Here is a 25,974-nt window from a genome sequence, read left to right as displayed (position 1 = left end):
CCTCCTGGCATGGAAGTGGGGGGCACCCGGCCTGCGGTGCCCCCCACTGCGGCAGTGCTACTTGCGGCCGGCGTTGATCAGCTCGGCGTGCTCCTGGAGCGACATGACCCCGACCTCGTCGCGCAGCAGCGCGTCGATGCCCTGGACGGCCGCGCCCATCGCCTGGACGGTGGTCAGGCACGGCACGCCGCGCGAGACGGCCGCGGTGCGGATCTCGTAGCCGTCGAGGCGCCCGCCGGTGCCGTACGGCGTGTTGATGATGAGGTCGACCTCGCCGTCGTGGATCAGCTGGACGATGGTCTTCTCGCCGTTCGGGCCCTCGCCGTCGCTGTGCTTGCGCACCACGGTGGCGGGGATGCCACCGCGCTGGAGCACCTCGGCGGTGCCGGAGGTGGCGAGCACCTCGAAGCCGAGCTCGACCAGCGCGCGGGCCGGGAAGACCAGGTTGCGCTTGTCGCGGTTGGCGACCGAGACGAAGACCTTGCCCTTGGTCGGCAGCGCGCCGTACGCACCGGCCTGCGACTTGGCGTACGCCGTGCCGAAGACCTTGTCGATGCCCATGACCTCGCCGGTGGAGCGCATCTCCGGGCCGAGCACGGTGTCGACGCCGCGACCGTGCACGTCGCGGAAGCGGCTCCACGGCATCACGGCCTCCTTGACGGAGATCGGCGCGTCGGCGGGCAGGGTGCCGCCGTCGCCCTCGGCCGGCAGCATGCCCTCGGCGCGCAGCTCGGCGATGGTGGCGCCGAGCGAGATCCGGGCGGCGGCCTTGGCCAGCGGGACGGCCGTCGCCTTGGAGGTGAAGGGCACCGTCCGCGAGGCGCGCGGGTTGGCCTCCAGGACGTAGAGGATGTCGCCGGAGAGCGCGAACTGGATGTTGATCAGGCCGCGGACGCCCACGCCCTTGGCGATGCCCTCGGTGGAGGTCCGCAGGCGCTTGATGTCGTAGCCGCCCAGGGTGATCGGGGGCAGCGCGCAGGCGGAGTCGCCGGAGTGGATGCCGGCCTCCTCGATGTGCTCCATCACGCCGCCGAGGTAGAGCTCGGTGCCGTCGTAGAGGGCGTCGACGTCGATCTCCACCGCGTCGTCCAGGAAGCGGTCGATGAGCACCGGGTGCTCGGAGATCAGGCCGGCGTGCCGCTCCAGGTAGGAGGCCAGCGAGGGCTCGTCGTAGACGATCTCCATGCCGCGGCCGCCGAGCACGTAGGACGGGCGGGCCAGCACGGGGTAGCCGATCTCGTCCGCGATGGCCTTGGCCTCGTCGAAGGAGAAGGCGGTGCCGTGCTTGGGAGCCGGCAGGCCGGCCTCCTTGAGGACGCGGCCGAAGGCGCCGCGCTCCTCGGCGAGGTCGATCGCCTCGGGCTGGGTGCCGACGATCGGCACGCCGTTGTCCTTGAGCGCCTGGGCCAGGCCGAGCGGCGTCTGACCGCCGAGCTGGACGATGACGCCCGCGAGCGGGCCGGCCTGCTGCTCGGCGTGGACGATCTCCAGCACGTCCTCCAGGGTGAGCGGCTCGAAGTAGAGCCGGTCGGAGGTGTCGTAGTCGGTGGAGACGGTCTCCGGGTTGCAGTTGACCATGACGGTCTCGTACCCGGCGTCGGAGAGCGCGAAGGACGCGTGCACGCAGGAGTAGTCGAACTCGATGCCCTGGCCGATCCGGTTCGGGCCCGAGCCGAGGATGATCACGGCGGGCTTGGTGCGCGGCGCGACCTCGTTCTCCTCGTCGTAGGACGAGTAGAAGTACGGGGTCTTGGCGGCGAACTCGGCGGCGCAGGTGTCCACGGTCTTGAAGACCGGACGGATGCCCAGCGCGTGCCGGACCTCGCGGACGACGTCCGGCTTGAGCCCGCGGATCTCGCCGACCTGCTGGTCGGAGAAGCCGTGCCGCTTGGCGTGGCGCAGCAGCTCCGGGGTGAGCTCGGCGGCCTCGGCCAGCTCGGCGGCGATCTCGTCCAGCAGGAAGAGCTGGTCGACGAACCACGGGTCGATCTTCGTGGCCTCGAACACCTCCTCCTGGGTGGCGCCGGCCCGGATGGCCTCCATGACGGTGTTGATCCGGCCGTCGGTGGGGACCTGGGCCTTCGTCAGCAGGGCGGCCTTGTCGCCGGGCTCGCCGGCCCAGGAGAACTGCGAGCCCTTCTTCTCCAGCGAGCGCAGCGCCTTGTTGAGCGCCTCGGGGAAGTTGCGGCCCATGGCCATGGCCTCGCCGACCGACTTCATGGTGGTGGTCAGGGTGGCGTCGGCCGACGGGAACTTCTCGAAGGCGAACCGCGGGACCTTGACGACGACGTAGTCGAGGGACGGCTCGAAGGAGGCCGGCGTCTTCTCGGTGATGTCGTTGGGGATCTCGTCGAGCGTGTAGCCGACGGCCAGCTTGGCGGCGATCTTGGCGATCGGGAAGCCGGTGGCCTTGGAGGCGAGCGCCGAGGAGCGGGAGACGCGCGGGTTCATCTCGATCACGATGATCCGGCCGTCGGCCGGGTTGATCGCGAACTGGATGTTGCAGCCGCCGGTGTCGACGCCGACCTCGCGGATGATCGCGATGCCGATGTCGCGCAGCGTCTGGTACTCGCGGTCGGTGAGCGTCATCGAGGGCGCCACCGTGATGGAGTCGCCGGTGTGCACGCCCATCGGGTCGAAGTTCTCGATGGAGCAGACGACCACGACGTTGTCGTTCTTGTCGCGCATCAGCTCCAGCTCGTACTCCTTCCAGCCGAGGATGGACTCCTCCAGGAGCACCTCGGTGGTCGGCGAGAGGGCCAGGCCCTGGCCGGCGATGCGCCGCAGGTCCTCCTCGTCGTGGGCGAAGCCGGAGCCGGCGCCGCCCATGGTGAAGGAGGGGCGCACCACGACGGGGTAGCCGCCGAGGGTGTCGACGCCCGCCATGATCTCGTCCATGGTGTGGCAGATCACCGAGCGGGCGGACTCGCCGTGGCCGATCTTGGCGTGGACCGCCTCGACGACGCCCTTGAAGAGCTGGCGGTCCTCGCCCTTGTGGATCGCCTCGACGTTGGCGCCGATCAGCTCGACGCCGTACTTGTCGAGGGTGCCGTTCTCGTGCAGCGAGATGGCGGTGTTGAGCGCGGTCTGGCCGCCGAGGGTCGGCAGCAGGACGTCGGGGCGCTCCTTGGCGATGATCTTCTCGACGAACTCCGGGGTGATCGGCTCGACGTAGGTGGCGTCGGCGATCTCCGGGTCGGTCATGATCGTGGCCGGGTTGGAGTTGACCAGGACGACCCGCAGGCCCTCGGACCGCAGGACGCGGCAGGCCTGGGTGCCCGAGTAGTCGAACTCGGCGGCCTGGCCGATGACGATCGGGCCGGAGCCGATCACCAGGACGGACTTGATGTCAGTGCGCTTCGGCACGGGTCAGCTCCCTGCGGTGGTACGGGCCGGGGCGCCGGCCATCAGGTCGACAAAGCGATCGAAGAGGTACGCGGCGTCGTGCGGGCCCGCGGCGGCCTCCGGGTGGTACTGCACCGAGAAAGCGGGGGTGTCCAGGCACTGCAGGCCCTCGACCACGTCGTCGTTCAGGCAGACGTGGGAGACCTCGGCGCGCCCGTAGGGGGTGTCGCTGACCCTGTCCAGCGGCGCGTTCACGGCGAAGCCGTGGTTGTGCGCGGTGACCTCCACCTTGCCGGTGGTGCGGTCCTGGACGGGCTGGTTGATGCCGCGGTGACCGTACTTCAGCTTGTAGGTGCCGAAACCCAGCGCGCGGCCGAGGATCTGGTTGCCGAAGCAGATGCCGAACAGCGGGGTCCTGCGCTCCAGGACACTGCGCATGACCGCGACCTGGTGGTCGGCGGTGGCCGGGTCGCCGGGGCCGTTGGAGAAGAACACGCCGTCCGGGTTCACCGCGTAGACGTCCTCGACGGTGGAGTTCGCGGGCAGCACGTGCACCTCGATGCCGCGCTCGGCCATCCGCTGCGGGGTCATCCCCTTGATACCGAGGTCCACGGCGGCGACGGTGAAGCGCTTCTCGCCCACGGCCGGCACGACGTACGGCTCGGTGGTGGCGACCTCGGCGCAGAGGTCGGCGCCCTTCATCTCCGGAGCCTGGTTGACCCGGGCCAGCAGCGCGGCCTCGTCCGCCAGCGCGGGGCCGGAGAAGATGCCGACCCGCATCGCGCCGCGCTCGCGCAGGTGGCGGGTGAGCGCGCGGGTGTCGATGCCGCTGATGCCGACGACGCCCTGGTTGCTGAGCTCCTCGTCCAGCGAGCGCTGCGAGCGCCAGTTGGACGGCACCCGGGCGGGGTCGCGCACGACGTACCCGGCGACCCAGATCCGCTTCGACTCCGGGTCCTCGTCGTTGACGCCGGTGTTGCCGATGTGCGGGAAGGTCATCACGACCACCTGGCGGTGGTACGAGGGGTCGGTCAGGGTCTCCTGGTAGCCGGACATGCCGGTGTTGAAGACCGCTTCGCCGAAGGTCTCGCCGACGGCGCCGTAGGCCTGTCCGCGGAAGGTCCGGCCGTCCTCCAGGACGAGCACGGCGGGCACGCGCTCCCGCCTCGATCGCGGTGTGGTGGGGGCAGGTGCGGTCATGGTGCGGCCTCTTCCGTCTTCTTCGTCTTCGTCGTACGTGTGGCGAGTTCGTTGACCGCCTCGACCCAGGCGGCGTGCTCGTCGGGGTGGTCGGCCCGGAAGCCGGAGTCCAGCTCGGTGCCCTGGAGCGACCAGGTGACGACCAGCAGGCCGGCGGGGACCACCTTGCCGGCGATCCCGGAGTCCTTCCGGGCGCCGGTGAGCCGCTCGGCCGGGATCCACAGGTCGACGTCACCCGGACGCACGACCAGCAGGCCCCGCTCGCCGAGGGTCAGGTCGGCGCGGCTGCGGGTGCCGAGGCCGTGCGCGACGACCCGGTCCAGCCAGTTCCCGGCGGTGGTGGTGCCGTGGTACCGGCCGCCGGTCTCCAGGATGACCGGGCCGGCGTCGGGCGGCACGGCGGGCAGCGCGGGCAGGCCGGACTGGAGGGTCCGGCGCCAGTTCCAGCCCTGGCGCATCAGCCAGTAGACCAGCGCGATGAGCACCAGCAGGCCGACGGCCCAGCCGATGTACCCGGGCCAGTCGGTGACCTTGGCCTTTTCCTGGGCGAGGTGTGCGAGGTGCTGCCGTGCGGTGGTCGGGGCGCTCACGCGAGCCCGCCCCGCTCGGCCAGCTCGCCCGCGAGCACCGTGGCGACGCCGCGCAGGAAGGTGGCGTGCACCCGTCCCGGCAGGTCAAGGCCACGATAGGGGCTGTTGCGGCTGCGGGTGGCGAAGCTGTCGGGGTTCACGGTCCCACGGTACGCGGGATCGAAGAGCACCAGGTTGGCCGGCTCACCGACCGAGACGGGGCGCCCGTGGCCGCTCAGGCGGCCGATCCGCGCGGGGCGGTGGGACATCCGGTCGGCGACGCCCTCCCACTTGAGCAGGCCGGTCTCGACCATGGTCTGCTGGACGACCGACAGCGCGGTCTCCAGGCCGACCATGCCCATCGCGGCGACCGCCCACTCGCAGTCCTTGTCCTCGGCCGGGTGCGGCGCGTGGTCGGTGGCGACGGCGTCGATCGTGCCGTCCGCGAGCGCCTTGCGCAGCGCCATCACGTCGGCCGCGGTGCGCAGCGGCGGGTTGACCTTGTACACCGGGTCGTAGCTGCGGACCAGCTCGTCGGTGAGCAGCAGGTGGTGCGGGGTGACCTCGGCGGTCACGTCCCAGCCCTTGGCCTTGGCCCAGCGGATGATCTCCACCGAGCCGGCCGTGGAGACGTGGCAGACGTGCAGGCGCGAGCCGACGTGCGCGGCGAGCAGCACGTCGCGGGCGATGATCGACTCCTCCGCCACGGCAGGCCAGCCGCCGAGCCCGAGCTCGCCGGAGACCTGGCCCTCGTTCATCTGGGCGCCCTCGGTCAGCCGGGGCTCCTGGGCGTGCTGGGCGACGACCCCGTCGAAGGCCTTCACGTACTCCAGCGCGCGGCGCATGATCACCGCGTCGTCGACGCACTTGCCGTCGTCCGAGAACACCCGGACGCCGGCCGCCGAGTCGTGCATCGCGCCGAGCTCGGCGAGCTGCTTGCCCTCCAGGCCGACGGTGACGGCGCCGACCGGCTGCACGTCGCAGTAGCCGGACTCCTGGCCGAGCCGCCAGACCTGCTCGACGACACCGGCGGTGTCGGCGACCGGGAAGGTGTTGGCCATCGCGTGGACGGCGGTGAAGCCGCCCCGGGCCGCCGCCTGGGTGCCGGTGAGCACCGTCTCGGCGTCCTCGCGCCCGGGCTCGCGCAGGTGGGTGTGCAGGTCGACCAGGCCCGGCAGGACGACCAGGCCGTGGGCGTCGATGTCGATGTCGGCGGCCGCCTCCAGGCCGGCGCCGATCGCCTTGATGACGCCGTCGGCGATGTGGATGTCCTGCGGTGCGGCGCCGTCGAGGATCTGGGCGTTGCGGATCAGGTAGCTGACCATGATGGTTCCCTCGCTGAGCTCGCTCACAGGGCGGCCCCACTGGAGTCGGTACGGACGTCGGTACGGGCGGGGTCGGTGGCGCCGTCGCCGAAGACGGCCCCGCCGAGGAGGAGGTAGAGCACGGCCATCCGGACCGAGACGCCGTTGGCGACCTGCTCGACCACGGTGCAGCGCGGGGAGTCGGCCACCTCGGCGGTGATCTCCATGCCGCGCACCATCGGGCCGGGGTGCATCACGATGGCGTGCTCGGGCAGCTTCGCCAGCCGGGCGCCGTCCAGGCCGTAGCGGCGGGAGTACTCGCGCTCGGTCGGGAAGAACGCGGCGTTCATCCGCTCGCGCTGCACCCGCAGCATCATCAGCGCGTCGGTACCGGGCAGCACGCTCTCCAGGTCGTAGCTCACCTCGCAGGGCCAGTTCTCGATGCCGATCGGCACCAGCGTCGGCGGGGCGACGAAGGTGACCTGGGCGCCGAGGGTGGTCAGCAGGTGCACGTTGGAGCGGGCGACCCGGCTGTGCAGGATGTCGCCGACGATGGTGATCCGGCGGCCGGCGAGGTCCCGGCCGGTGCCGGCGTTGAGGTGGCGGCGCATGGTGAAGGCGTCGAGCAGGGCCTGGGTCGGGTGCTCGTGGGTGCCGTCACCGGCGTTGATGACGCTGCCGTGCAGCCAGTCGGACTGCGCGAGCCGGGCCGGCGCGCCGGAGGCGTGGTGGCGGATGACCACCGCGTCGGCGCCCATCGCCTGGAGGGTCAGCGCGGTGTCCTTGAGGCTCTCGCCCTTGGAGACCGAGGAGCCCTTGGCGGAGAAGTTGATGACGTCGGCGGAGAGCCGCTTCTCGGCGACCTCGAAGGAGGTCTTGGTCCGGGTGGAGTCCTCGAAGAAGAGGTTGACGACGGTGCGCCCGCGCAGGGTGGGCAGCTTCTTGACGGCGCGTCCGGAGAGCTGGGCCAGCTCCTCGGCGGTGTCGAGGATCAGCAGCGCGTCGTCGCGGGTGAGGTCGGCGGCGGAGACGAGGTGGCGCATCACGCGATTACTCCGGGAGGTGCGGGTCGGCGGGCGGCTGGGCGGCGAGCGCCTGCGAGGAGCGGGCCGCGTAGTCGCGGTCCCCGACCAGGACGGCGTCGCGGCCGTCGCTGTCGGAGAGCTGCACCTGGACGGCCTCGCGCAGCGAGGTGGGCAGGTTCTTGCCCACGTAGTCGGCGCGGATCGGCAGCTCCCGGTGGCCCCGGTCGACCAGGACGGCGAGCTGGACGGCGCGCGGGCGCCCGATGTCGCCGAGCGCGTCGAGCGCGGCGCGGATGGTGCGGCCGGAGAAGAGCACGTCGTCCACGAGGATGACGAGCCGGCCGTCGATGCCGCCGGGCGGGATCTCGGTGTGCTCCAGGGCGCGGGCGGGCTTGAGCCGCAGGTCGTCCCGGTACATCGTGATGTCCAGCGTGCCGAGCGGGATGTCCCGGCCGGTGATCTGGGTGAGCCTGGCGTGCAGCCGGCGGGCGAGGTGGACACCGCGGGTGTGGATGCCGAGCAGGACGACGTCCTCGGCACCCTTCGCGCGCTCCACGATCTCGTGGGCGATCCGGGTGACGACCCGGGCGATGTCGGTGCCGTCGAGCACCTGGTGCGGCGGACGCGGGGCGGACGACGATTCTCTTACTGTGGTCATGCCGAAGCCGACCTCCTTCCCCGCCTCACGGGACGGGTCTTAAAGGATGTCTGATGGTGGGCCCCCCGGTCGCGGCGAAGGCCTCGGCCATCCTATCAGCGTGGTCGCGGCGCATCCGGAGGTGGTTCGTTCCGCTTTGTGACACCGCAGGTCAACCAATGCGTACCGGCGTGGTTCATGCCGCTGATGCGGGCCATTCGCACGACTGCCCCATTCGGCTTGACGCAACTACCTCACTCTACGTAACCTCACAGTGAGTTACGGGACGCACGTCGAACCCACCGGTAGGGCGTGCCGGGAGTTGCCGGCCGCACAGCCGGCGGCCGGTCGTGGCTCACCACTCAACGCGAAGCAACATCGTCCGGGGAGATCAATGTCCAGCGACTACGCGAAGCAACTCGGGGGCAAGCTCCGAGCGATCCGCACCCAGCAGGGGCTCTCCCTGCACGGTGTCGAGGAGAAGTCCCAGGGGCGCTGGAAGGCCGTCGTCGTCGGCTCGTACGAGCGCGGCGACCGTGCCGTCACCGTGCAGCGCCTGGCCGAGCTGGCGGAGTTCTACGGCGTCCCGGTCCAGGAACTGCTGCCCGGCGGCACGCCCGGCGGTGCGGCCGAGCCGCCGCCGCGCCTGGTGCTCGACCTGGAGAGACTGACCCAGGTGCCGTCCGAGAAGGCCGGCCCGCTGCAGCGGTACGCGGCGACCATCCAGAGCCAGCGCGGCGACTACAACGGCAAGGTGCTGTCGATCCGCCAGGACGACCTGCGCACCCTGGCCGTGATCTACGACCAGTCGCCGTCGATCCTCACCGAGCAGCTCATCTCCTGGGGCGTCCTGAACCCCGACGCGCGCCGGGCGGTGCGCGAGGAGGACGCGAGCTGACCGCTCCCCGCCTGCAGAATCGTCACGGCGCGGCGCTCCGGCCTTCCGGGGAGCCGCGCCGTTTCGCGTGCCCGCGCCCCCTGCCGCGCCGACGGTCAGCACATCGTGCCGAGACCGAAGCCCGGGCGCGCCGCCGGGGCCCCGCCGGTCGCCGAGGTCCAGTCCCGGCCGCCGCTGCGCCAGGCCCAGGCGGCCTCCGCGCACTCCCCGCCCTGCGCCGCCGGGCCCCGCGAGCCGGTCAGCAGGGCGCTGCCGGGCAGCTCCCGGGCCAGTCCCGCACAGAGCACCGCGCAGACCAGGTCGAGGTCCTCGTCGTTGATCCGCACCACACCGTCCTCCCAGTGCAGGATGCGGGCCGCGGCCTCCAGCCGTCCGCCCGGCGCGTCCACCGCGCAGCGGAACTCGAACACCCCGGGACCGGCGGTCACCAGCATCCGGCGGAAGATCTCACCGGCCCGCCGGTGGGCGTCACGGACCGCTCGCACCGACCCGGCGCGGTCGTCGCCGTCCTCGGCGGGCGGACCGTCCGGCCGCAGCGCGCCGTCGAGCAGCAGGTCGATGTGACAGAGCGTCAGTCCGTTGTCCCGGGCCCGGACCAGGCGCGGGATGAAGTCACCGGTGAGCTCCTCACCCTGGTAGGGCAGCAGCTGGGCCCGCAGCGGCGGGTTGACCAGGTAGCGGTCCCGGGCGGCCGGCTCGGCGGGGTCGAGCCGGTGCAGGAGGCAGAACTCCTCGAAGTCGCCCGGGTGGAACATCCGGGCCCGGACCACGTCGAACCCACGGTGCGCCTCGGCGAGCAGGAGCGCGGTGTCGAGCAGGTAGCTGTCGTAGTCGCCCGCGTCGCTGAGGTTCCACCGGCGGGCCCGCTCGAAGTCCTCGCGGCTGGTGAGGATCCCCGTGATGCAGACCCGGCCCGGCCGGGCCGGGTCGCCGGCGGGGGCCTGGCCGGGGCTCGGCCGTGCACCCGGCCGGGCCTGCGCGCGCACCCGCCGGTCCAGGCCCGCCGGTCCCGTCGCCCGGCAGGAGGGGAGGGCGGTGCGGCGGGGGCGGCCGTTGCGGGGCATCGCGGGCTCCTGGGGGCGGAGGGGGATCGGGAGCGGCGGGGGGCCGCCACTGCTCCTCTTCCTCCCCCTCCCCGGCGGTCGCACACGCACGGCGTGTCACAGGCGTGTAACCGCGCGTGAGGTCGGCACCCGCCGGGCCGGGCGGTCACACCGTCGGCCCGTCGTCGCGGCCGGTCACCCCGCCGGCCCGTCGCGGCGGGCGGTCAGACCGGGCGCGGGGCGCGGGCGAGCTGGCGGGACTGCGCCACCAGCCGGCCCGACTCGTCCCAGATCTCCGCGTCCTCCTCGAAGTGGCCGTCGGCCAGGTTCCGGGTGGAGTGGGTGACCCGCAGCCAGCCCGGGACCGGCCTGGCCCGCAGGTGGACGGTCAGTTCGATGGTCGGCGCCCAGCCGGGCATGCCGAGGTCGAAGGTGACCGGCGGCAGCGCGTCGGCGACCAGCAGGAGCAGCAGCGGATCCGGGTCGCGGCCGTCGGCGAGCCGGAACCAGCCCTGGATGCGTCCCTTCTTCGAGGGTTCGCCGAGGGCCCAGCCGACGGTGGCCGGGTCGAGCCGCAGGTCCAGCCGCTCCAACAGGGCCGCCTGCTCGATCAGTTGCCGGGGGGCGTGCTCCATGCCGATGCACCGTTCGGGCGGCGGCATCTGCGGCGGCAGCGCGGTGGTGTGCACCTCACCGGCGGCGGCGGCCAGGTCGCCGAACCCGGCGAGCACGCGCAGTCGCTCCACCGGCAGGCCGTCCTCGCCGGTCTGCACCAGGGAGGCGGTGCTGGTGGTCAGACTGCGCCCGCTGCGGATCACCTCGGTGCTGACGGTGGCCGGGCCGGGACGCGAGGCGGAGAGGTAGTAGCCGCTGATCGACACCGGGTCGGGGTGCTCGGCGTGCTCCAGTGAGAGCGCGTGCCCGGCCATCGCGAGCAGCAGGCCGCCGTTGATTCCGCCGCCGATCTGCCACCCGGCGCCCAGCTCGCCGTCGTACAGGCCCGGCCCGCCGGGGCGCGGAGTCAGGGCGATGCCCTGGTCGAACTCGCTGCGAATCGCCGTGGTCATGGGGGGAACGCCCTCCGGTGCTCGGTGGACCGACTGCCTGGTTACCTACCAGTAGCAAAACCCTACTCCACCGGCCCCGGGGCGCGCGGGCGCACGCACGACGGCCGCCGGACCAGGTCGGTCCGGCGGCCGTCGGGGGCGTCGTCGTCAGTCGCGGCGGATCGTGGGCTTGAGCTCCATGAACCGCGCGAGCAGACCGTTCACGAACGCCGGGGAGTCGTCGGTGGAGAACTCCTTGGCGATCTCGACGGACTCGTCCAGGACGACCGCGTCCGGGACGCCGTCCTCCCAGATCAGCTCGTACGCGCCGAGCCGCAGGACGTTGCGGTCCGCGATCGGCATCCGGTCGAGGGTCCAGCCCACCGAGTAGGTGGAGATCAGCTCGTCGATGCGACGCGCGTGCCGGCAGTACCCCTCGATCAGCTGCATGGTGTACTCGCCGATCTGCGGCGTACCCTCGTCCGGCTTGGGCTCCCGGGCGCGGGCAACCCAGTCGGCGAGGACGCGCTGGGGGTCCACATCCCGGTGGTCGGCCTCGAAGAGGATCTGGAAGGCCCGCGTACGGGCCTTACTGCGTGCGGCCGACACTGTTACTTGACCCGCCCGAGGTAGCTGCCGTCGCGGGTGTCGACCTTGATCTTCTCGCCGGTGGTGAGGAAGAGCGGGACGGCGATCTCGGCGCCGGTCTCCAGCGTGGCCGGCTTGGAGCCACCGGTCGAGCGGTCGCCCTGGACGCCCGGCTCGGTGTGCGAGATGAGCAGCTCGACCGAGGCCGGGAGCTCGATGTACAGGGGTGCGCCCTCGTACATCGCCACGACCGCGTCGAAGCCCTCGAGCAGGTACTTGGCGGCGTCGCCGACCACGGCGGGCTCGATGGTCACCTGGTCGTAGGTGTCCGTGTCCATGAACACGAAGTTCGAGCCGTCCTTGTACGAGAACTGCATGCCGCGCTTGTCGACGTTCGCGGTCTCGACCTTGGTGCCGGCGTTGAAGGTCTTGTCGACGACCTTGCCGCTCAGGACCTCCTTGAGCTTGGTGCGCACGAAGGCCGGGCCCTTGCCGGGCTTGACGTGCTGGAACTCTACGACGGACCAGAGCTTGCCACCGTCGAGCTTGAGGACCATGCCGTTCTTGAGATCGTTCGTGGAAGCCACGGGCGCACTTACTCCTGGATATAGCTGTCAAGGAACCAAGGGGACGCGTCCTGGCCCCGGCGCCGCGCGGGTGCGCAGCAGCGGGACTACAGGGCGAGGAGCTCCTTGGTGGTGATGGTGAGCAGCTCGGGCCCGCCCTCTTCGAGGGGGCGCACCACGAGCGTGTCCTCGATCCGGACCCCGCCCCGCCCCGGGAGATGGACCCCCGGGCCGACGGTGACCGGCACGCGATTGTCCAGTTTACCCATGTCTGCCGGGCCGAGGCGCGGCGCCTCCCGGATCTCCAGACCGATGCCGTGGCCGACCGGGTGCGGAGAACTCTCGGAGTGGCCGGCCGCCTGCAGGATCTCCCGCGCGGCAAGGTCGGGTACGCAGCTCTCGACGCCCGGCCCGAGCGCCTCGCGCCCGGCCCGCTGGGCCCGGAACACCAGGCGGTGGAGCTCCACCTGCCAGGGCGCGGGGGACGCGCCGATCACGAACGTCCGGGCGGTGGAGACCCCGTAGCCCCGGTACTGGGCGCCCAGCACGACCGTCAGGAAGTCGCCCTCCTCGACCCGGCGGTCCGAGGGCTGGTGGTCCCGCCGGCCGGAGTGACTGCCGGTGCCGACCGAGACCGGGAAGGCCGCGCGGTCCGCGCCGTGGTCGATCATGCGGCGTTCCAGCTCCATCGCCAGGTGCCGCTCGGTTCGGCCGACCAGGATCGATTCGAGCAGTTCACTGAGCGCCTGGTCGGCGATCTCGGCGGCGATCCGCAGGTCGGCGATCTCGTGCTCGTCCTTCACCACCCGCATCCGCTCGACCGCCCGGCGGACGTCGGCCAGCCGGACGCCCTCGGCGGCGGCGGCGACCGCCCGGTGGCGGCTGACGGTCAGGTCGTGCTCCTCGACGGCGAGATCGCCCACCCGCAGCCGGGTGGCGGCCTCGGCCGCGGCGAGCGCGGTGTCCGCCCCGCCCGCCACCGGGAGCAACGTGAGGTCCTCCCCGAGCAGGTGCTCACCGGTGTCGTCCGGCGGCAGGTCGTCGGGCAGCGCCAGCACCGCCCGCTCCCGGGTGAGCAGCAGCGCCGCCCCACAGGGCGCGCTGCCCGTGAGGTAGCGGACGTTGGACGATCGGGTGATCAGCGCCGCGTCGGTGCCCGAGGCGCTGCAGTTCTCCCTCAGACGCTCCCGCCGGCCCGCGTACGCATCAGACATGCTTCGAGCCTACGGAGGCAGGCGCCGCTCCGCCCGCCGAGCAGGGCGAACGGCGCACGCCCCGGGCCCGCCGGGGCTCGGGGCCGTCCCGCCGGGGGCCCGGGGCGCTCCCACCGGGGGCTCGGGGCGGGCCGTGTCAGCGCGGCGGGGGCACCGAGACCACCATGGTGAGGCGGACCGGCTCGGCGCCGGCGTTGCGGTAGCCGTGCGGGTGCGAGGCGTCGAAGGAGGCGGTGCTGCCGGCCGGTACGAGATGGTCGTCCTCGCCGTGGGAGAGCGTCAGCTCGCCGCTCTCGACCCGGACGATCTCGACCGTGCCGGCGGGGTGCGGTTCGGAGGTGTAGCCCTCGCCCGGCTGCAGGTGCCAGGCCCAGAGTTCGAGCGGCCCGGGGGCCTCCACCCCGCTCAGCAGGGTGCCGCTGCCGCCGTCCGGGCCGGTCCAGAGGGGGACGGCCTGCTCGGCGGTGACGATCCGGACGGCGTCGCCCTCGTCGTAGTCGAGCAGCCGGGCGACTGAGACGCCGAGGGCGTCGGCCAGGCGGACCACGGTGGCGACGCTGGGATTGGTCCTGGCCTGCTCGATCTGGACGATCATGCCCCGGCTGACGCCGGACCGGGCCGCCAGCGCGTCCAGGGTGTGGCCGCGCTCGGCGCGCAGCCGCTTGAGGTTCCGGGCGAGCGCCTGGGAGACGAGATCGGGGTCCGGCACGTGGAGAGTCCAATATATTGGTTCGGATAGTCCACTCAAGTGAACTACGCTGCGATCCGGGCGACGAGTCCGACCGACTTTACTGCGGAGGCCATGGTGCTGTCCCTCATCGATCCGACGGCCGTGGCCCGGTGAGCGTGCTGCTCGCGCTCAGCGCCAGCCTGCTCTGGGGGCTCGCCGACTTCGGCGGCGGCGCCCTCACCCGCCGGCTGCCCGCGCTCGCCGTGGTGGTCTCCTCCCAGCTGGCGGCCGCCGTGCTGCTGGTCGTCGCGGTGCTCGCCACCGGCGGGCTCGGCGACGCCTCGTCCGACCTCTGGTACGCGGTGGCGGCCGGGGTGATCGGGCCGTTCGCGATGCTGGCCTTCTACCGGGCGCTCGCGCTCGGCCCGATGGGGGTGGTCTCGCCGCTGGCCACCGTCGGCGTCGCGGTACCGGTGGGTGTCGGCCTGGCGCTCGGCGAGCGGCCCGGTCTCGGCCAGGCGGCCGGGATCGCGATCGCCGTCGTCGGCGTCGCGCTGGCCGGCGGGCCCCGGCGCGGCGGCTCCCGGGCCGCCGCCCGGGTCCTGGCGCTGACCCTCGGCGCCGCCTTCGGCTTCGGCGCCGTGATGGCCCTGATCGCCCACGCGTCGGCCGGCGGCGGACTGCTGCTCGCCCTCTGCGTCCAGCGGGTCTGCAACGTCGCGGTCGGCGGGGCGGCGCTCGCTCCGACGCTGCGCCGGGCCGGGGCGGCGCCCGGCCTGGCCCGGGGCCTGCGCGGACGACTGCCGGCGCTCACCGCGGTGGGCGTCGCCGACGTGGCCGCGAACGGCACCTACGCGATGGCCGCGCACGGCAGCTCGGCGGCCGTGGCCGCCGTCCTCGCCTCCCTCTACCCCGTGGTGACCGCCCTGATGGCCCGCGGAGTGCTCAAGGAACGGCTGCGCCGGGTGCAGGTGATCGGCGCGGGCCTGGCGGTGGCGGGCACACTGCTGCTCGCGGCGGCCTGAGCCCGCGCCGCCGCCGGGCCGCGGCCCGCGTCGCGGAAGTGTCCAGGATCACAGTGCCGCTGCTGCGACAATGATCCGCATGCATCTCGTACCGGCCGAGCGCGCGGGCCACCGGACCATCGACGGGCACCGGGTCTGCGAAGCCATCGCCGCGATCGGCGACACCGCGCACGTCCGCACCTGGGCGGACCGCTTCTCACTGCTCGCCGACCCCGGGCGCCTGGCCCTGCTGCTCGCCCTGCACCGGGCCGGCCCGCTCGCCGTCAGCGACCTCGCCGTGGCCACCGGCATGCGCGACCCCGCCGTGTCGCAGGCGCTGCGACTGCTGCGCACGGCGGGCGTGGTCGCCGGCGAGAAGGACGGGCGGGTGGTGCGCTACCGCCTGGTCGACGAGCAGCTCGCCGCGATGCTGACGCCGTGCGTGGCGGCCGAGCACCGGGAGCCGGAGTCGGAGTCGGCAGTCGGCTGACCCCGGCGGCCCCCGGCAGGGCCGGGGGCTCGGCACCGCCGGACGCGAGGACCCCACCCCCCGGCGCCACCCGCCCCACCCGCGCCCCCGGCGCCACCCGCCGGGCGGCTCGCCGCGCCGGCCCTCCCGCGCCGGCCCTCCCGCGTCAGCCCTCCCGCACCAGGCGTTCGAAGCGGCGCAGGGAGCGCTGCGCCAGCGGGTCGGTGACGGGGGCGAGGGCCGCGCCGAGGAGTGCCGCGGCGGGCAGCCGGAAGGCGCCGAGGAAGGCGAAACGGGTGCCGTCCGGTTCGGCGCGGGCGGCCATGCCGCCGAGCAGGAAGCGGCTGCGCATCAGGCACCAGCCGGGGCGCAGCTCCACGTCGAAGCGGGCGCGCAGGCGGCTGTGGCCGGTCACCAGGGCTTCCCGCCGACAGGTGGCGGCGCCGTCGTCCGGCCCGGGGGCCAGCCGGACCGAGCGGATGTCCGGCAGCCAGCGCGGCAGCCGGCCCTCCAGGTCCTCGGCGACGGCCCAGACCGCCTCGAAGGGTGCGTCGATCAGCGCCTCGTGGACGGTGGCGCCGGGGGTCGCCGCCGCGACGACGTGCAGCCGGCGCACGGGGTCGAAGTCCGCGACGGGCCAGGGGATCTGCTCGGTCACTGCTGCCACGCCCTTCGGAAGCCGAGTCGGGCCCGGGACAACCGGGACTTGACGGTGCCGGCCGCCACGCCGAGGAGTTCGGCGGTGGCCCGCTCGTCCAGGCCCTCCAGGTCCCGCAGGACCAGGACGGCCCGGTGCTCGGGCGAGAGCCGGGCGAGCACGTCCCGGACGTCGCTGGCCAGTTGTGGGTCGTCCGGGCTCGGCAGCTCCGAGAGGTCCGCGGGGACGCAGCGCGCGACCCGGCGCACGTACCGGACGGCCTCCCGGACGGCGATCGACCGCACCCAGCCGAACAGGGCCGCCGGCTCGTGGAGTTGGCGCAGATGGCGGAAGACCGCGATCAGCGCCTCCTGGGTGGCGTCCGCGCCGTCGGCCAGCGCGATCGGGCCGCAGAGCCGCCGGACGTACGGCGTGAGCAGCTCCAGCAGCTCGCTGACCGCCAGCTGGTCGCCGCGCTGGGCGGCCCGCACCAGCGCGGCGGTACGGCCCGGATCGGCGTCACGAGCGTCACGAGCGTCACGGACGACGTCGCCGGTACGGGCGGGCGGTGGCTCGGCGGCTTCGCCGGCCTGACGGGTTTCGGGACCATCCACGTCCACACCAGAGGCGCCGCGGGCGGCAGAGGTTCCCTGCGGACGGCGGATCGCCCACGTGACGCTCGTCACAGGAACGGAACGCGCCCGCCCCGGCTCCTGCTGTCCGACAGACCGGCCCGAGACCACCCGAGGTGGACCATGAACCAGAACACCGCCGCCCGTACGACCGGCGGCGCGGCCCGCCCGCCCGCTGCCGGGGCCCGGGGCGCGGCGGGCACGCGCCGCGCCGCCGCCCGCGCCGTCGCGGCACTGCTGGCGGCCGACGGCCTGCTGCACGTCTACTGGGCCACCGGCCGGACCTGGCCGGCCCCGGACACCGCCACGCTCTCCCGGGTCGTGCTCAACGCCGACGTCCCGTTCACCGCGCCGGTGGTGCTGCCGCTCGCCGCCACGCTGTTCGCCGGGGCGACGCTCGTGCTCGCCGCCGGGGGTGGGTGGGAGGGGGCCGCGGGCCGGCTCCCGGCCGTCGCGCTGCGCTGGGCGCCACGGATGGTGGCCGCCGGGTTCCTCGCGCGCGGGCTGGCCGGGCTGGTGTGGGCGGCCGGGATCGGCGCGGACAGCGGTTCGGCCTTCCACCGGCTCAACCTGGCGCTCTACACCCCGCTCTGCCTGGCCGGCGCCGCGGCCGCCTGGACAGTGGCACGGGGCGCCGCCCAGCGCTGCACGGCGACGGGCGTCGCCGTGCAGCGCTGAACGGCGACGGGCGGCAAGCGGCAGTGCGGCGGGCGGCGGCGGACGGCGGGCGGGGCGGGGCCGGTGGCGCCGGGCGGGCGGCTACGTCTGCTGGCAGCCGGGGCACCAGAAGAGGTTGCGCGCGGCGTGCTGCTCCGTCCGGATGTCGGTGCCGCAGACCAGGCAGGGCATCGCGGCCCGCCGGTAGACGTAGACCTCGCCGCCGTGATCGTCCACCCGGGGCGGGCGGCCCATCGCCTCGGGGGTGTGCTCGGGGCGGACGGTGTCGATCCGCCCGGCGCCGACGCCGTCCCGCATCAGGGCGACCAGATCGGCCCAGACGGCGTCCCACTCGGTCCGGGTCAGATCGCGCCCCGCCCGGTGCGGGCTGATGCCGAGCCGGAAGAGCACCTCCGCGCGGTAGACGTTGCCGACCCCGGCCAGCACCTTCTGGTCCATCAGCAGGGCCGCCACGGTCGTCCGGCTGTTCGAGATCCGGCGCCAGGCGGCGGCCGGGTCGGCGTCCGCCCGCAGCGGATCGGGCCCGAGCCGGGCGTCGACGGCGGACTTCTCCGCGGCGGTGAGCAGCTCGCAGGTGGTGGGGCCGCGCAGGTCGGCGTACGCGTCGTCGTTCTGCAGGCGCAGCCGCACCAGGCCGACGGGCGCGGGCGCCGGGCCCGCACCGAAGGTGAATCCGCCGTAGAGGCCGAGGTGGATGTGCAGCCAGGCACCCTCCTCGAAGCCGAGGAAGAGGTGCTTGCCCCTGGCCTCGGCCCCCGCCAGCAGCTGTCCGTCGATCAGCCGGGCGCCGTCGGCGAACCGCCCCTGGGGGCTGGAGACCCGGACGGGGCGCCCGCCGAAGCTCGTGAGGTTCTCGGCGGCCAGGCGGTGGATGATGTGGCCTTCGGGCACGGCGGCGGCTCCCCCGGTGGTTCAGCAGGACGGTTCCATCATCCCAGCCGGCGCCGACAGCCCCGGGCCTCGCGGGCTCAGCGCACCGGGTGGCCGAGCAGGCGGGCGAGGATCACCCGGTCCAGCGCGGCGGCGGTGGCGCCCACGTCCAGCTGGGAGTTGTCGATGATCGGCAGCCCGGAGTTGTACCAGCCGGCCATCCGCCCGTGGATCCGGGCGACCTCCTCGTCGCTGAGCCGCCGGTTGCCGCTGCGGCGGGCGTTGCGGGCCAGGACCGAGTCCAGTCCGGGCAGCAGCACCACCGGGATCATGCCGGGGCCGATGTGACGCTTCCAGCCGCCGAGGCCGATCGCCGGGCGGTCCGGGAAGACGGCGTCGTCGATGATGCAGGAGATGCCGTTGGCGAGGTAGTTGCGGCAGGCGAAGCCACAGGTGCGGCGGGCCAGCCGGTACTGCGCCTCGGAGGCGTTGTTCCAGCCGGACTGGGGGTTTGCGAACCCGGACTGCACCCATTCGCGGACGTCGTCGAGGCTGATGTGCGCGGTCGGGGAGGGCCGGCGCTCGGCCCAGTGCCGGGCCACGGTCGTCTTGCCGGCCCCGGCGGGCCCGATCAGCAGCACCGCGATCGGCCCGGTGGGCGCGTGCTGCTGCTGAGCGTGCGCCGGCAACTGGACCGGAGCACCGGACGGCAGCAGGAAGTGACCGGTGGCACCGGGCGGCAGTGCGGCGGGCGCGGGCCCGGCGGCAGGGGCGGGGGCCTGGCCGGGCCCCGGTCCGCCGTACGGGGGCCGGCCGGGCGGGCGGCCCGCCAGGGTCGCGGACGGCGTCGGCGAGGGGGGCGTAGGCGAGGGCGCGGGCGGCGCCGACGGCGGGGCGGTGAGCACCGGAAGGATCGTCAGACCGATCGGCGCGGACGACGGGGGCGACACCGTCGGCGCGGCGGCGGGTGCGCCCGGCGGAGCGGCCACGGCGTCCGGCGGACCGGCCGGATTCGGCGGAGCCACCGGGCGGGGCGGCACCTGACCTCCCCCTGCGTACTGAGTCACGGTCACCTCCCGACACCGTCCCGTCCCGACGGGGACACTACACGGCGGCCCGGGGGCGGGCACAGTCCGCCACCCGGGCCGCCGGCCCCGCCTCAGCGCGTGGTCAGCTGCTCGGCGAGGGCGCGCAGCGCCAGTTCGTAGGAGCCCAGGCCGAACCCCGCGACGGTGCCGGAGGCGACCGCCGCGATCACCGAGTTGTGCCGGAACACCTCGCGCGCGTACGGGTTGGAGATGTGCACCTCGATCAGCGGGGCGGTCCGCTGGGCGGCGGCGTCGCGCATCGCGTACGAGTAGTGCGTGAAGGCGCCCGGGTTGATCACCACGGGCACCTGGCCGTCGGCCGCCTCGTGCAGCCATTCGACCATCTGCTGCTCGGAGTTGGTCTCGTGCACCTCGACCTCGAAGCCGAACTCCTTGCCGAGTGCGGTGCAGCGCTCGACCAGGCCGGCGTACGAGGTGGCGCCGTAGACGTCGGGCTCCCGGCTGCCGAGGCGGCCCAGGTTGGGGCCGTTCAGCACCATCACCCGGGTCACGGGGGCGCCGGTCATGCCGACACCTCCGCGTAGGCGGCCGCCAGCAGCGACGGGTCGGGGCCCTCCAGCACGGAGGTCCTGGCCAGGCCGTCGAGGACGATGAAGCGCAGCAGGTCGCCGCGCGACTTCTTGTCGATCTTCATCGCGTCCAGCAGCTTGGGCCAGGCGTCGGCGCGGTAGGTCAGCGGCAGGCCGACCGAGGCGAGGACGGTGCGGTGGCGGTCGGCCGTCGCGTCGTCGAGCCGCCCGGCGAGCCGGCCGAGTTCGGCGGCGAAGACCATGCCGACGGAGACCGCCGCGCCGTGCCGCCACTTGTAGCGCTCGTTGCGCTCGATGGCGTGCGCGAGGGTGTGGCCGTAGTTGAGGATCTCGCGCCGGCCGGCCTCCTTGAGATCTCCGGAGACCACGTCGGCCTTGACCTGGATGGCCCGCCGGATGAGCTCCAGGGTGTGCGCTCCGGCGGGGCTCTTGGCACCCTCGGGGTCGGCCTCGACCAGGTCGAGGATCTCCGGGTCGGCGATGAAGCCCGCCTTGATCACCTCGGCGAGACCGGAGACGTAGTCGTGCTTGGGCACCGTCTCCAGGGTGTCGAGGTCGGCCAGCACGCCGGCCGGCGGGTGGAAGGCCCCGACCATGTTCTTGCCCTCGGCGATGTTGATGCCGGTCTTGCCGCCCACGGCCGCGTCGACCATGCCGAGCAGCGTGGTGGGCATCGAGATCCAGCGCACCCCGCGCAGCCAGGTCGCGGCGACGAAGCCGGCCAGGTCGGTGGTCGCCCCGCCGCCCAGACCGACGATCACGTCGCTGCGGGTGAAGCCGGTCTGCCCGAGAACGGACCAGCAGTACGCGGCGACCTCCGCGCTCTTGGCCTCCTCCGCGTTGGGCACCTGGAGGGCGATCGCCTCGTAGCCCTCGGCCGCGAGGTCCTCGCGGATCGCCTCGCCGGTGGCCTCCAGCGCCTCCGGGTGGATGATCGCGACCCGCCTGGCCCTGGTGCCGATGAGCCGGCCGAGCTCGCCGAGCAGCTGGCGGCCGATCAGCACGTCGTACGGGTCGTGGCCGGCGCTGCCGCCGACCGAGATGGTGACGATGTCACTCATGCTGCCTTCTCACTCCTCGGGCGTCCCATCGGAAGTCTCACTCCTCGGGCTTCAGTTCCAGTGCTTCGAGCACCGCGTCGGCGACCTGCTCCGGGCTGCGCCCCTCGGTGCTGACGACGGCGGTCGCCACCTCCAGGTAGAGCGGGCGGCGGGCGTCCATCAGCTCCCGCCAGCGGGCGCGCGGGTTGACCGCGAGCAGCGGTCGGGGCGCGTCCAGGCCGACCCGCTTGACCGCGTCGGCCAGCGGGACCTCCAGGAACACCACGGGCAGGTCGGCCAGCAGCGCGCGGGTGGCCTCGGCCATCACCGCGCCGCCGCCCAGCGCCAGCACGCCGCGGTGCCCGGTCGCCGCCTCGCGGACGGCGCGCGCCTCCAGCTCGCGGAAGTACGGCTCGCCCTCGTCGATGAAGATCTCGGCGATCGGCTTGCCGGCCAGCTCCACGACGTCCGCGTCGGTGTCCCGCAGCTCGACGCCGAGGCGCTCGGCCAGCGCCCGCCCGACCGTGGTCTTGCCACTGCCGGGCGGGCCGACCAGCACGAGGACCGGAGCGGTCATCGGACGATCAGGTGGTCGAGGTAGCCCTGCACGTTGCGGCGGGTCTCGGAGACGTTGTCGCCGCCGAACTTCTCGCTCACCGCGTCGGCCAGCACCAGGGCCACCATCGCCTCGGCGACGATGCCCGCCGCCGGGACGGCACAGACGTCGGAGCGCTGGTGGTGCGCCTTGGCCGGCTCACCGGTGCGCACGTCCAGGGTCTGCAGCGCGCGCGGCACGGTCGCGATCGGCTTCATCGCGGCGCGCACCCGCAGCAGCTCACCGGTGGAGAGACCGCCCTCGGTGCCGCCGGAGCGGCCGGTGGCGCGCTTGACGCCCTCCGCGGTCGGGATGATCTCGTCGTGCGCCTGCGAGCCCGGGATGCGGGCCAGCTCGAAGCCGTCGCCGACCTCGACGCCCTTGATCGCCTGAATGCCCATCAGCGCGGCGGCGAGCCGTGCGTCCAGCCGGCGGTCCCAGTGCACGTGCGAGCCGAGGCCCGGCGGCAGGCCGTACGCGAGCACCTCGACGACGCCGCCCAGGGTGTCGCCGTCCTTGTGGGCCTGGTCGATCTCGGCCACCATCCGCTTGGAGGCGTCCGCGTCCAGGCAGCGCACCGGGTCCTCGTCGAGGCGGGCCTCGTCCGAGGGCAGCGGCAGCACACCGGCCGGGGCCTTGGCGGCGGCCAGCTCCACCACGTGCGAGACCAGCTCGATGCCGCAGGTCTCCTTGAGGTAGGAGCGGGCGACGGCGCCCAGCGCGACCCGGGCGGCCGTCTCCCGGGCGCTGGCGCGCTCCAGGATCGGGCGGGCCTCGTCGATCGAGTACTTCTGCATGCCGGCCAGGTCGGCGTGGCCGGGCCGGGGGCGGGTCAGCGCCTCGTTGCGGGCCAGGCCCGCCAGGATCTCGGCGTCGACCGGGTCGGCCGACATCACCTGCTCCCACTTGGGCCACTCGGTGTTGCCCACCATGACTGCGACCGGGCTGCCCATCGTCAGGCCGTGCCGGACACCGCCGAGGAAGGTCACCTCGTCCTGCTCGAACTTCATCCGGGCGCCGCGGCCGTAGCCCAGCCGGCGGCGCGCCAGTGCGTCGGCCACCAGCTCGGTGGTCACCGGCACGCCTGCGGGCAGGCCCTCCAGCGTCGCGACGAGTGCGGGGCCGTGCGACTCCCCCGCCGTCAGCCAGCGCAACGTACCCAACGGAGCTCCTTCGTCAGCGGACCGGCCGGAGCGCTCACCGCGCGGCCGACCGGGCATTCCTACCGAGGGCCCCCAGGTCGGACCGGCCCCGCGTTCACCCCCGAATCCTTTCATGCCGGGGCGACCACCGGGTGCACGGTCCGCGTGACGGACAGCGGTACGGCACGGGTCGGGACGGTCGCCCCGGTGTGACGGGAGGAGGACGCGGGTGCGCCGGGCGGAGCGGTTCAGGCCGCGGCGAGCGCCGCCTCGCCGGCCGTACGGATCGCCGCGAGCGGGCCCTCGGCGACGCCGGTGAACAGCTCGCACTGCAGGACGGCCTGGTGGACCAGCAGGTCGAGGCCGCCGAGCACGGTGGCGCCGCGATCAGCGCAGGCCCGCACCAGCTCGGTCGGCCAGGGGTGGTACAGCACGTCGAAGAGCGCGCCGGGCGCCGGGGGCAGCCCGGCGGTGAACACGTCGGTGGCCCCGGCCGGGGTGGTGGAGACGGTCAGCGGACACTCCAGCGCCCGGGCCCCCAGCTCCCAGTCGGCGGTGCGCAGGACGAGGCCCAGCCGCTCGCCGAGCGCGGCCATCTCACGGGCCCGCTCGGGACTGCGGACGTACACGGTCACCTCGCCCGTGCAGACCTGGGCGAGCGCGGCCAGCGCGGAGGAGGCGGTGGCCCCCGCGCCCAGCACGGCGGCCGCCGGGACACTCTTGATGCCCCGCTCGTGCAACGCGTTGACCAGGCCGGGGACGTCGGTGTTGTGACCCGTGCGGCGACCGTCCGCGGTGAACACCAGGGTGTTCACCGCGTCCACCGACACGGCGGTGTCGCTGACCTCGTCGAGCAGCGGCACGACCGCCCGCTTGAGCGGCATGGTGAGCGACAGCCCGGCCCACTCGGCCTCGTCCAGCCCGGCGACGAAGCCGGGCAGCCCGGCCTCGTCGACCTCGAAGCGGTCGTAGCTCCACCGCTCCAGGCCGAGTGCCCGGAAGGCGGCCCGGTGCAGCGCGGGCGAGAGCGAGTGCGCGATGGGCGAACCGAGTACCGCGGCCCTGTGCTTGCTCGTCACGATCCTTCGTCCTTGCTCTTTCCGGCGGCCGCTACTTGGTGGTGCAGTGCCCGCGTACCTTGTCGAAACCCTGGCCGGCGTTGGTGCAGTACTCCTGCACGTTCACCAGATGCTCCGCGTAGGTCTCCGCGAAGCGGGTGTTCGAGGGCGACATCGCGATGAAGAACAGCCACTTGCCGTCCGCCGGGTGGAGCACCGCGTTGATCGCGTCCTCGCCCGGGTTGGAGATCGGCGTCGGCGGCAGGCCCGGGTTGATGTAGGTGTTGTACTTGTTGGAGGCGTCGTCCATCTCCTTCTGGGTCAGCTCCTTGCGACCCAGCGAGTACTGGAGGGTGGTGTCCATTCCGAGCCGGTGCTGCGTCTGCGCGTCGTTCGCCAGGCGGTTCTGGATCGTGCGGGCCATCTTGCCGAAGTCCTGCGAGTTGTTGCCCTCCTTCTGGAGGATGCTGGCCTCGATGACCACCTCGTAGGCGTTCTTGAGCCCGACCTGCTTCGCGGCGTCGTCCAGCTTCAGCCCGTTGTACTCCGCCGAGGCCTTCTGGACCATCTGCTTCAGCAGGTCCAGCGGCTTCATGCCCTCGGCCACACCGTAGCGGGTCGGGAAGAGGAAGCCCTCGGGGTTGCCGTTGGCGAAGGCGGGCAGCCCGAGATCGGCCACCTGGGCCTTGGCGACGGCCGCGGTGGTGCCGTTGGGCTGCTTCAGCTTGGCGTCGATCTTGGCGTAGATCTCGGCCGCGCTGAGACCCTCCTGAAGGATCAGGGTGTCGCCGCCGGCCGAGTCGACCAGCAGCTTGACGGCGGCCTCGGCGGACATCCCGCGCTTCATCGTGTAGAAGCCCTCCTGGATGCCGCCGGACTTGGGGTTCTTCCCGAAGGCGGTGGAGAAGGCCTCGACGCTCTTGACCACGCCCGCGGCCTTCAGCGCGACGCCCATCTGGCCGCCCGAGGAACCCGACTTGATCTCCACGTTCACCGAACCGGAGCCGTCGCCCTGGTAGTCGGGCGGCGGCCCGAAGTGGCTCTGGTAGAAGCCGTAGCCCCACCAGCCGCCGCCCGCGACGCCGCCCATCAGCACGAGCGCGACCAGCAGGCAGGCGCCGCCGTTGCGGCGGCCGGACTTCTTGCCCTTCTCCTTGCGCTTGCGCTGGGCCTCGCGGGAGGTGTCCTCCTCGCCGAGGAAGCCACCGGCGTGCTCGTCCTCGTGCTCGTCCTGGTAGCCGTCGTCGTGCCCGGCCCAGTCCTCCTCGGCGGGCGCGGCCTCGACGGGGGCGCCGGCCTCCAGCGCGGCGGCCTCGGCCTCCCAGTCGATGCCGTCCGGGCCCGGGCCTGCGGACACCGGCTCCGCCGCCTGCGCGCGGGCCTGCGGGACGGGACGCTGCTGCTGGCCGAACTGCGGCCGGCCGGGCTGCGCCGGGGGCTGCTGCGCCGGGTTCGGTGCCGTGCCCTGCTGCCCGAACTGCTGCGGGCCCTGGCCGTAGGGCCGGCCGGCCTGCTGCATCGGGTTCGGCTGCACGGGAGGCTGCTGGCGGCCCTGCTGCTGCGGGTAGCCCTGCTGCACCGGATTCGGCTGCTGCGGGTAGCCCTGCTGCCCGTACTGCTGCTGCCCCTGCCCGTACTGCTGCTGGCCCTGCTGCGGGTAGCCCTGCTGGCCGTACTGCTGCTGATGCGCCTGCCCGTACTGCTGCTGCCCCTGCTGCTGGCCCTGCTGCTGGGGGCTCGGCTGCTGCGGGTAGCCCTGCTGGCCGTACTGCTGCTGCGCCTGCCCGTACTGCTGGCCCTGCTGCTGCGGGTAGCCCTGCTGCACCGGGTCGGGCTGCTGCTGCCAGGCACCGTCCTGCGGGGTGGGGGGCGGCTGCTGCTGACCGCCGTACGCCGGATCACCGGGGAGCCACGGCTCGGATCCCTGGGAGCCGTAGCCCCGACCAAGATCAGTCATCGATCCCCTTATACCGACGGAGACGACCGATGGTTCCGATCGGCCGTCCGGGACGGCGTCCCGGCAAAATTCTCGAACCGGCGTGCTAGCGCAGCGCCTGAAGGGAGACGTTACCGTACCGCAGACGCCTCACCGGCTGGCCGCTGAC

At 73.5% G+C, this 25,974-nt stretch carries 26 protein-coding genes; 4 read left to right on the top strand and 22 right to left on the bottom strand.

Translation table 11 applies throughout. The features are described from left to right. Nucleotides 1-57: 57 nt before the first annotated feature. From carB to pyrR, 6 genes are read right to left on the bottom strand one after another with little or no spacing between them, the layout of a single operon-like run. Entirely contained in the window at nt 58-3,366 is a 3,309-nt protein-coding gene (gene carB / locus OG823_RS28695) for a carbamoyl-phosphate synthase large subunit (RefSeq protein WP_371482991.1), read from the bottom strand. A 3-nt stretch (nt 3,367-3,369) separates the two neighbouring features. Beyond that, nucleotides 3,370-4,545, bottom strand: a complete 1,176-nt coding sequence (gene carA / locus OG823_RS28690) for a glutamine-hydrolyzing carbamoyl-phosphate synthase small subunit (RefSeq protein ID WP_371482990.1) — start codon at nt 4,543-4,545, stop codon at nt 3,370-3,372. Continuing rightward, nucleotides 4,542-5,135, bottom strand: coding sequence for a hypothetical protein (locus tag OG823_RS28685; RefSeq protein ID WP_371482989.1), 594 nt, complete (start codon nt 5,133-5,135; stop codon nt 4,542-4,544). Before OG823_RS28685 ends, carA begins: the two co-directional genes overlap by 4 nt. Continuing rightward, a complete protein-coding gene (locus tag OG823_RS28680; protein WP_371484686.1) occupies nt 5,132-6,439 on the bottom strand; it encodes a dihydroorotase in 1,308 nt (435 codons plus the stop codon). The genes OG823_RS28685 and OG823_RS28680 overlap by 4 nt, the downstream gene beginning before the upstream one ends. 23 nt (nt 6,440-6,462) lie before the next feature. Then, nucleotides 6,463-7,464 (bottom strand): aspartate carbamoyltransferase catalytic subunit, encoded by a 1,002-nt coding sequence (locus OG823_RS28675; protein WP_371482988.1) that lies wholly within the window; start codon nt 7,462-7,464, stop codon nt 6,463-6,465. Nucleotides 7,465-7,468: 4 nt separating this feature from the next. Next, nucleotides 7,469-8,101 carry a bifunctional pyr operon transcriptional regulator/uracil phosphoribosyltransferase PyrR gene (gene pyrR / locus OG823_RS28670; RefSeq protein ID WP_371482987.1) on the bottom strand — a complete coding sequence of 211 codons (633 nt, stop codon included), beginning with the start codon at nt 8,099-8,101 and terminating at the stop codon, nt 7,469-7,471. Between the two features lie 373 nt (nt 8,102-8,474). Here pyrR and OG823_RS28665 point away from each other — a divergent pair, with 373 nt between their 5' ends. Then, nucleotides 8,475-8,978 (top strand): transcriptional regulator, encoded by a 504-nt coding sequence (locus tag OG823_RS28665; RefSeq protein ID WP_030056198.1) that lies wholly within the window; start codon nt 8,475-8,477, stop codon nt 8,976-8,978. Between the two features lie 95 nt (nt 8,979-9,073). On the opposite strand, the gene OG823_RS28660 is transcribed toward OG823_RS28665, so the two are convergent. From OG823_RS28660 to OG823_RS28635, 6 genes are all read right to left on the bottom strand, one after another. Further along, nucleotides 9,074-10,042 (bottom strand): hypothetical protein, encoded by a 969-nt coding sequence (locus tag OG823_RS28660; RefSeq protein WP_371482986.1) that lies wholly within the window; start codon nt 10,040-10,042, stop codon nt 9,074-9,076. Nucleotides 10,043-10,245: 203 nt separating this feature from the next. Continuing rightward, the gene (locus tag OG823_RS28655; RefSeq protein WP_371482985.1) at nt 10,246-11,088 is read right to left on the bottom strand and encodes a thioesterase family protein; all 843 of its coding nucleotides are present in this window, start codon (nt 11,086-11,088) and stop codon (nt 10,246-10,248) included. Between the two features lie 147 nt (nt 11,089-11,235). After that, nucleotides 11,236-11,676 carry a transcription antitermination factor NusB gene (gene nusB, locus OG823_RS28650; RefSeq protein ID WP_371482984.1) on the bottom strand — a complete coding sequence of 147 codons (441 nt, stop codon included), beginning with the start codon at nt 11,674-11,676 and terminating at the stop codon, nt 11,236-11,238. A 2-nt stretch (nt 11,677-11,678) separates the two neighbouring features. Then, nucleotides 11,679-12,242, bottom strand: a complete 564-nt coding sequence (gene efp / locus OG823_RS28645) for an elongation factor P (protein WP_371482983.1) — start codon at nt 12,240-12,242, stop codon at nt 11,679-11,681. Between the two features lie 86 nt (nt 12,243-12,328). Continuing rightward, nucleotides 12,329-13,435: a M24 family metallopeptidase gene (locus OG823_RS28640; RefSeq protein ID WP_371482982.1), complete on the bottom strand. Its 1,107-nt coding sequence runs from the start codon at nt 13,433-13,435 to the stop codon at nt 12,329-12,331. 136 nt (nt 13,436-13,571) lie between these two features. Then, on the bottom strand, nt 13,572-14,144 hold the full coding sequence (locus OG823_RS28635; protein WP_371482981.1) for a helix-turn-helix domain-containing protein: 573 nt from the start codon (nt 14,142-14,144) through the stop codon (nt 13,572-13,574). A 131-nt stretch (nt 14,145-14,275) separates the two neighbouring features. On the opposite strand from OG823_RS28635, the gene OG823_RS28630 reads away from it, so the two are divergent. Both OG823_RS28630 and OG823_RS28625 read left to right on the top strand, forming a co-directional pair. After that, a complete protein-coding gene (locus OG823_RS28630; RefSeq protein WP_371482980.1) occupies nt 14,276-15,130 on the top strand; it encodes an EamA family transporter in 855 nt (284 codons plus the stop codon). A 79-nt stretch (nt 15,131-15,209) separates the two neighbouring features. After that, nucleotides 15,210-15,599 carry an ArsR/SmtB family transcription factor gene (locus tag OG823_RS28625; RefSeq protein WP_371482979.1) on the top strand — a complete coding sequence of 130 codons (390 nt, stop codon included), beginning with the start codon at nt 15,210-15,212 and terminating at the stop codon, nt 15,597-15,599. 145 nt (nt 15,600-15,744) lie between these two features. On the opposite strand, the gene OG823_RS28620 is transcribed toward OG823_RS28625, so the two are convergent. Next, nucleotides 15,745-16,236 (bottom strand): SRPBCC family protein, encoded by a 492-nt coding sequence (locus OG823_RS28620; RefSeq protein WP_371482978.1) that lies wholly within the window; start codon nt 16,234-16,236, stop codon nt 15,745-15,747. Further along, complete coding sequence (locus OG823_RS28615) at nt 16,233-16,829, bottom strand: RNA polymerase sigma factor (RefSeq protein WP_371482977.1); 597 nt, start codon at nt 16,827-16,829, stop codon at nt 16,233-16,235. Before OG823_RS28615 ends, OG823_RS28620 begins: the two co-directional genes overlap by 4 nt. Nucleotides 16,830-16,970: 141 nt before the next feature. On the opposite strand from OG823_RS28615, the gene OG823_RS28610 reads away from it, so the two are divergent. Further along, nucleotides 16,971-17,525 carry a DUF3995 domain-containing protein gene (locus OG823_RS28610; protein WP_371482976.1) on the top strand — a complete coding sequence of 185 codons (555 nt, stop codon included), beginning with the start codon at nt 16,971-16,973 and terminating at the stop codon, nt 17,523-17,525. Between the two features lie 81 nt (nt 17,526-17,606). Here the strand turns inward: OG823_RS28610 and OG823_RS28605 are convergent, their stop codons facing one another. The 8 genes from OG823_RS28605 to mltG all read right to left on the bottom strand — a co-directional run bounded on the left by OG823_RS28605 (nt 17,607) and on the right by mltG (nt 25,826). After that, complete coding sequence (locus OG823_RS28605; RefSeq protein ID WP_371482975.1) at nt 17,607-18,416, bottom strand: Fpg/Nei family DNA glycosylase; 810 nt, start codon at nt 18,414-18,416, stop codon at nt 17,607-17,609. 77 nt (nt 18,417-18,493) lie between these two features. Beyond that, nucleotides 18,494-19,462, bottom strand: a complete 969-nt coding sequence (locus OG823_RS28600; protein WP_371482974.1) for an AAA family ATPase — start codon at nt 19,460-19,462, stop codon at nt 18,494-18,496. Nucleotides 19,463-19,554: 92 nt separating this feature from the next. Then, the gene (gene aroQ, locus OG823_RS28595; RefSeq protein WP_371482973.1) at nt 19,555-20,010 is read right to left on the bottom strand and encodes a type II 3-dehydroquinate dehydratase; all 456 of its coding nucleotides are present in this window, start codon (nt 20,008-20,010) and stop codon (nt 19,555-19,557) included. Then, a complete protein-coding gene (gene aroB / locus OG823_RS28590) occupies nt 20,007-21,095 on the bottom strand; it encodes a 3-dehydroquinate synthase (RefSeq protein WP_371482972.1) in 1,089 nt (362 codons plus the stop codon). The genes aroQ and aroB overlap by 4 nt, the downstream gene beginning before the upstream one ends. A gap of 37 nt (nt 21,096-21,132) precedes the next feature. Further along, the gene (locus tag OG823_RS28585; protein ID WP_371482971.1) at nt 21,133-21,651 is read right to left on the bottom strand and encodes a shikimate kinase; all 519 of its coding nucleotides are present in this window, start codon (nt 21,649-21,651) and stop codon (nt 21,133-21,135) included. Then, nucleotides 21,648-22,832, bottom strand: a complete 1,185-nt coding sequence (aroC, locus tag OG823_RS28580) for a chorismate synthase (protein WP_371482970.1) — start codon at nt 22,830-22,832, stop codon at nt 21,648-21,650. The genes OG823_RS28585 and aroC overlap by 4 nt, the downstream gene beginning before the upstream one ends. A gap of 227 nt (nt 22,833-23,059) precedes the next feature. Further along, a complete protein-coding gene (locus OG823_RS28575) occupies nt 23,060-23,890 on the bottom strand; it encodes a shikimate dehydrogenase (protein WP_371482969.1) in 831 nt (276 codons plus the stop codon). 31 nt (nt 23,891-23,921) lie between these two features. Beyond that, nucleotides 23,922-25,826 carry an endolytic transglycosylase MltG gene (mltG, locus tag OG823_RS28570; protein WP_371482968.1) on the bottom strand — a complete coding sequence of 635 codons (1,905 nt, stop codon included), beginning with the start codon at nt 25,824-25,826 and terminating at the stop codon, nt 23,922-23,924. Nucleotides 25,827-25,974 lie beyond the last annotated feature (148 nt).

Origin of the sequence: Kitasatospora sp. NBC_00315 (genome assembly GCF_041435095.1) — a bacterium.
Lineage (GTDB): Bacteria > Actinomycetota > Actinomycetes > Streptomycetales > Streptomycetaceae > Kitasatospora.
Note: the sequence above shows the minus strand (reverse complement) of the source record. Positions and strands in the feature narration are given on the sequence as shown.

Coding starts and splice junctions, on each gene's coding strand:
- aroB (WP_371482972.1), bottom strand. CDS start 21,095: ATGAGTGACATCGTCACCATCTCGGTCGGCGGCAGCGCCGGCCACGAC.
- carA (WP_371482990.1), bottom strand. CDS start 4,545: ATGACCGCACCTGCCCCCACCACACCGCGATCGAGGCGGGAGCGCGTG.
- OG823_RS28680 (WP_371484686.1), bottom strand. CDS start 6,439: ATGGTCAGCTACCTGATCCGCAACGCCCAGATCCTCGACGGCGCCGCA.
- OG823_RS28655 (WP_371482985.1), bottom strand. CDS start 11,088: ATGACCACGGCGATTCGCAGCGAGTTCGACCAGGGCATCGCCCTGACT.
- aroQ (WP_371482973.1), bottom strand. CDS start 20,010: ATGACCGGCGCCCCCGTGACCCGGGTGATGGTGCTGAACGGCCCCAAC.
- pyrR (WP_371482987.1), bottom strand. CDS start 8,101: ATGACCACAGTAAGAGAATCGTCGTCCGCCCCGCGTCCGCCGCACCAG.
- OG823_RS28610 (WP_371482976.1), top strand. CDS start 16,971: ATGAACCAGAACACCGCCGCCCGTACGACCGGCGGCGCGGCCCGCCCG.
- OG823_RS28660 (WP_371482986.1), bottom strand. CDS start 10,042: ATGCCCCGCAACGGCCGCCCCCGCCGCACCGCCCTCCCCTCCTGCCGG.
- OG823_RS28640 (WP_371482982.1), bottom strand. CDS start 13,435: ATGTCTGATGCGTACGCGGGCCGGCGGGAGCGTCTGAGGGAGAACTGC.
- mltG (WP_371482968.1), bottom strand. CDS start 25,826: ATGACTGATCTTGGTCGGGGCTACGGCTCCCAGGGATCCGAGCCGTGG.
- OG823_RS28625 (WP_371482979.1), top strand. CDS start 15,210: ATGCATCTCGTACCGGCCGAGCGCGCGGGCCACCGGACCATCGACGGG.
- OG823_RS28665 (WP_030056198.1), top strand. CDS start 8,475: ATGTCCAGCGACTACGCGAAGCAACTCGGGGGCAAGCTCCGAGCGATC.
- OG823_RS28585 (WP_371482971.1), bottom strand. CDS start 21,651: ATGACCGCTCCGGTCCTCGTGCTGGTCGGCCCGCCCGGCAGTGGCAAG.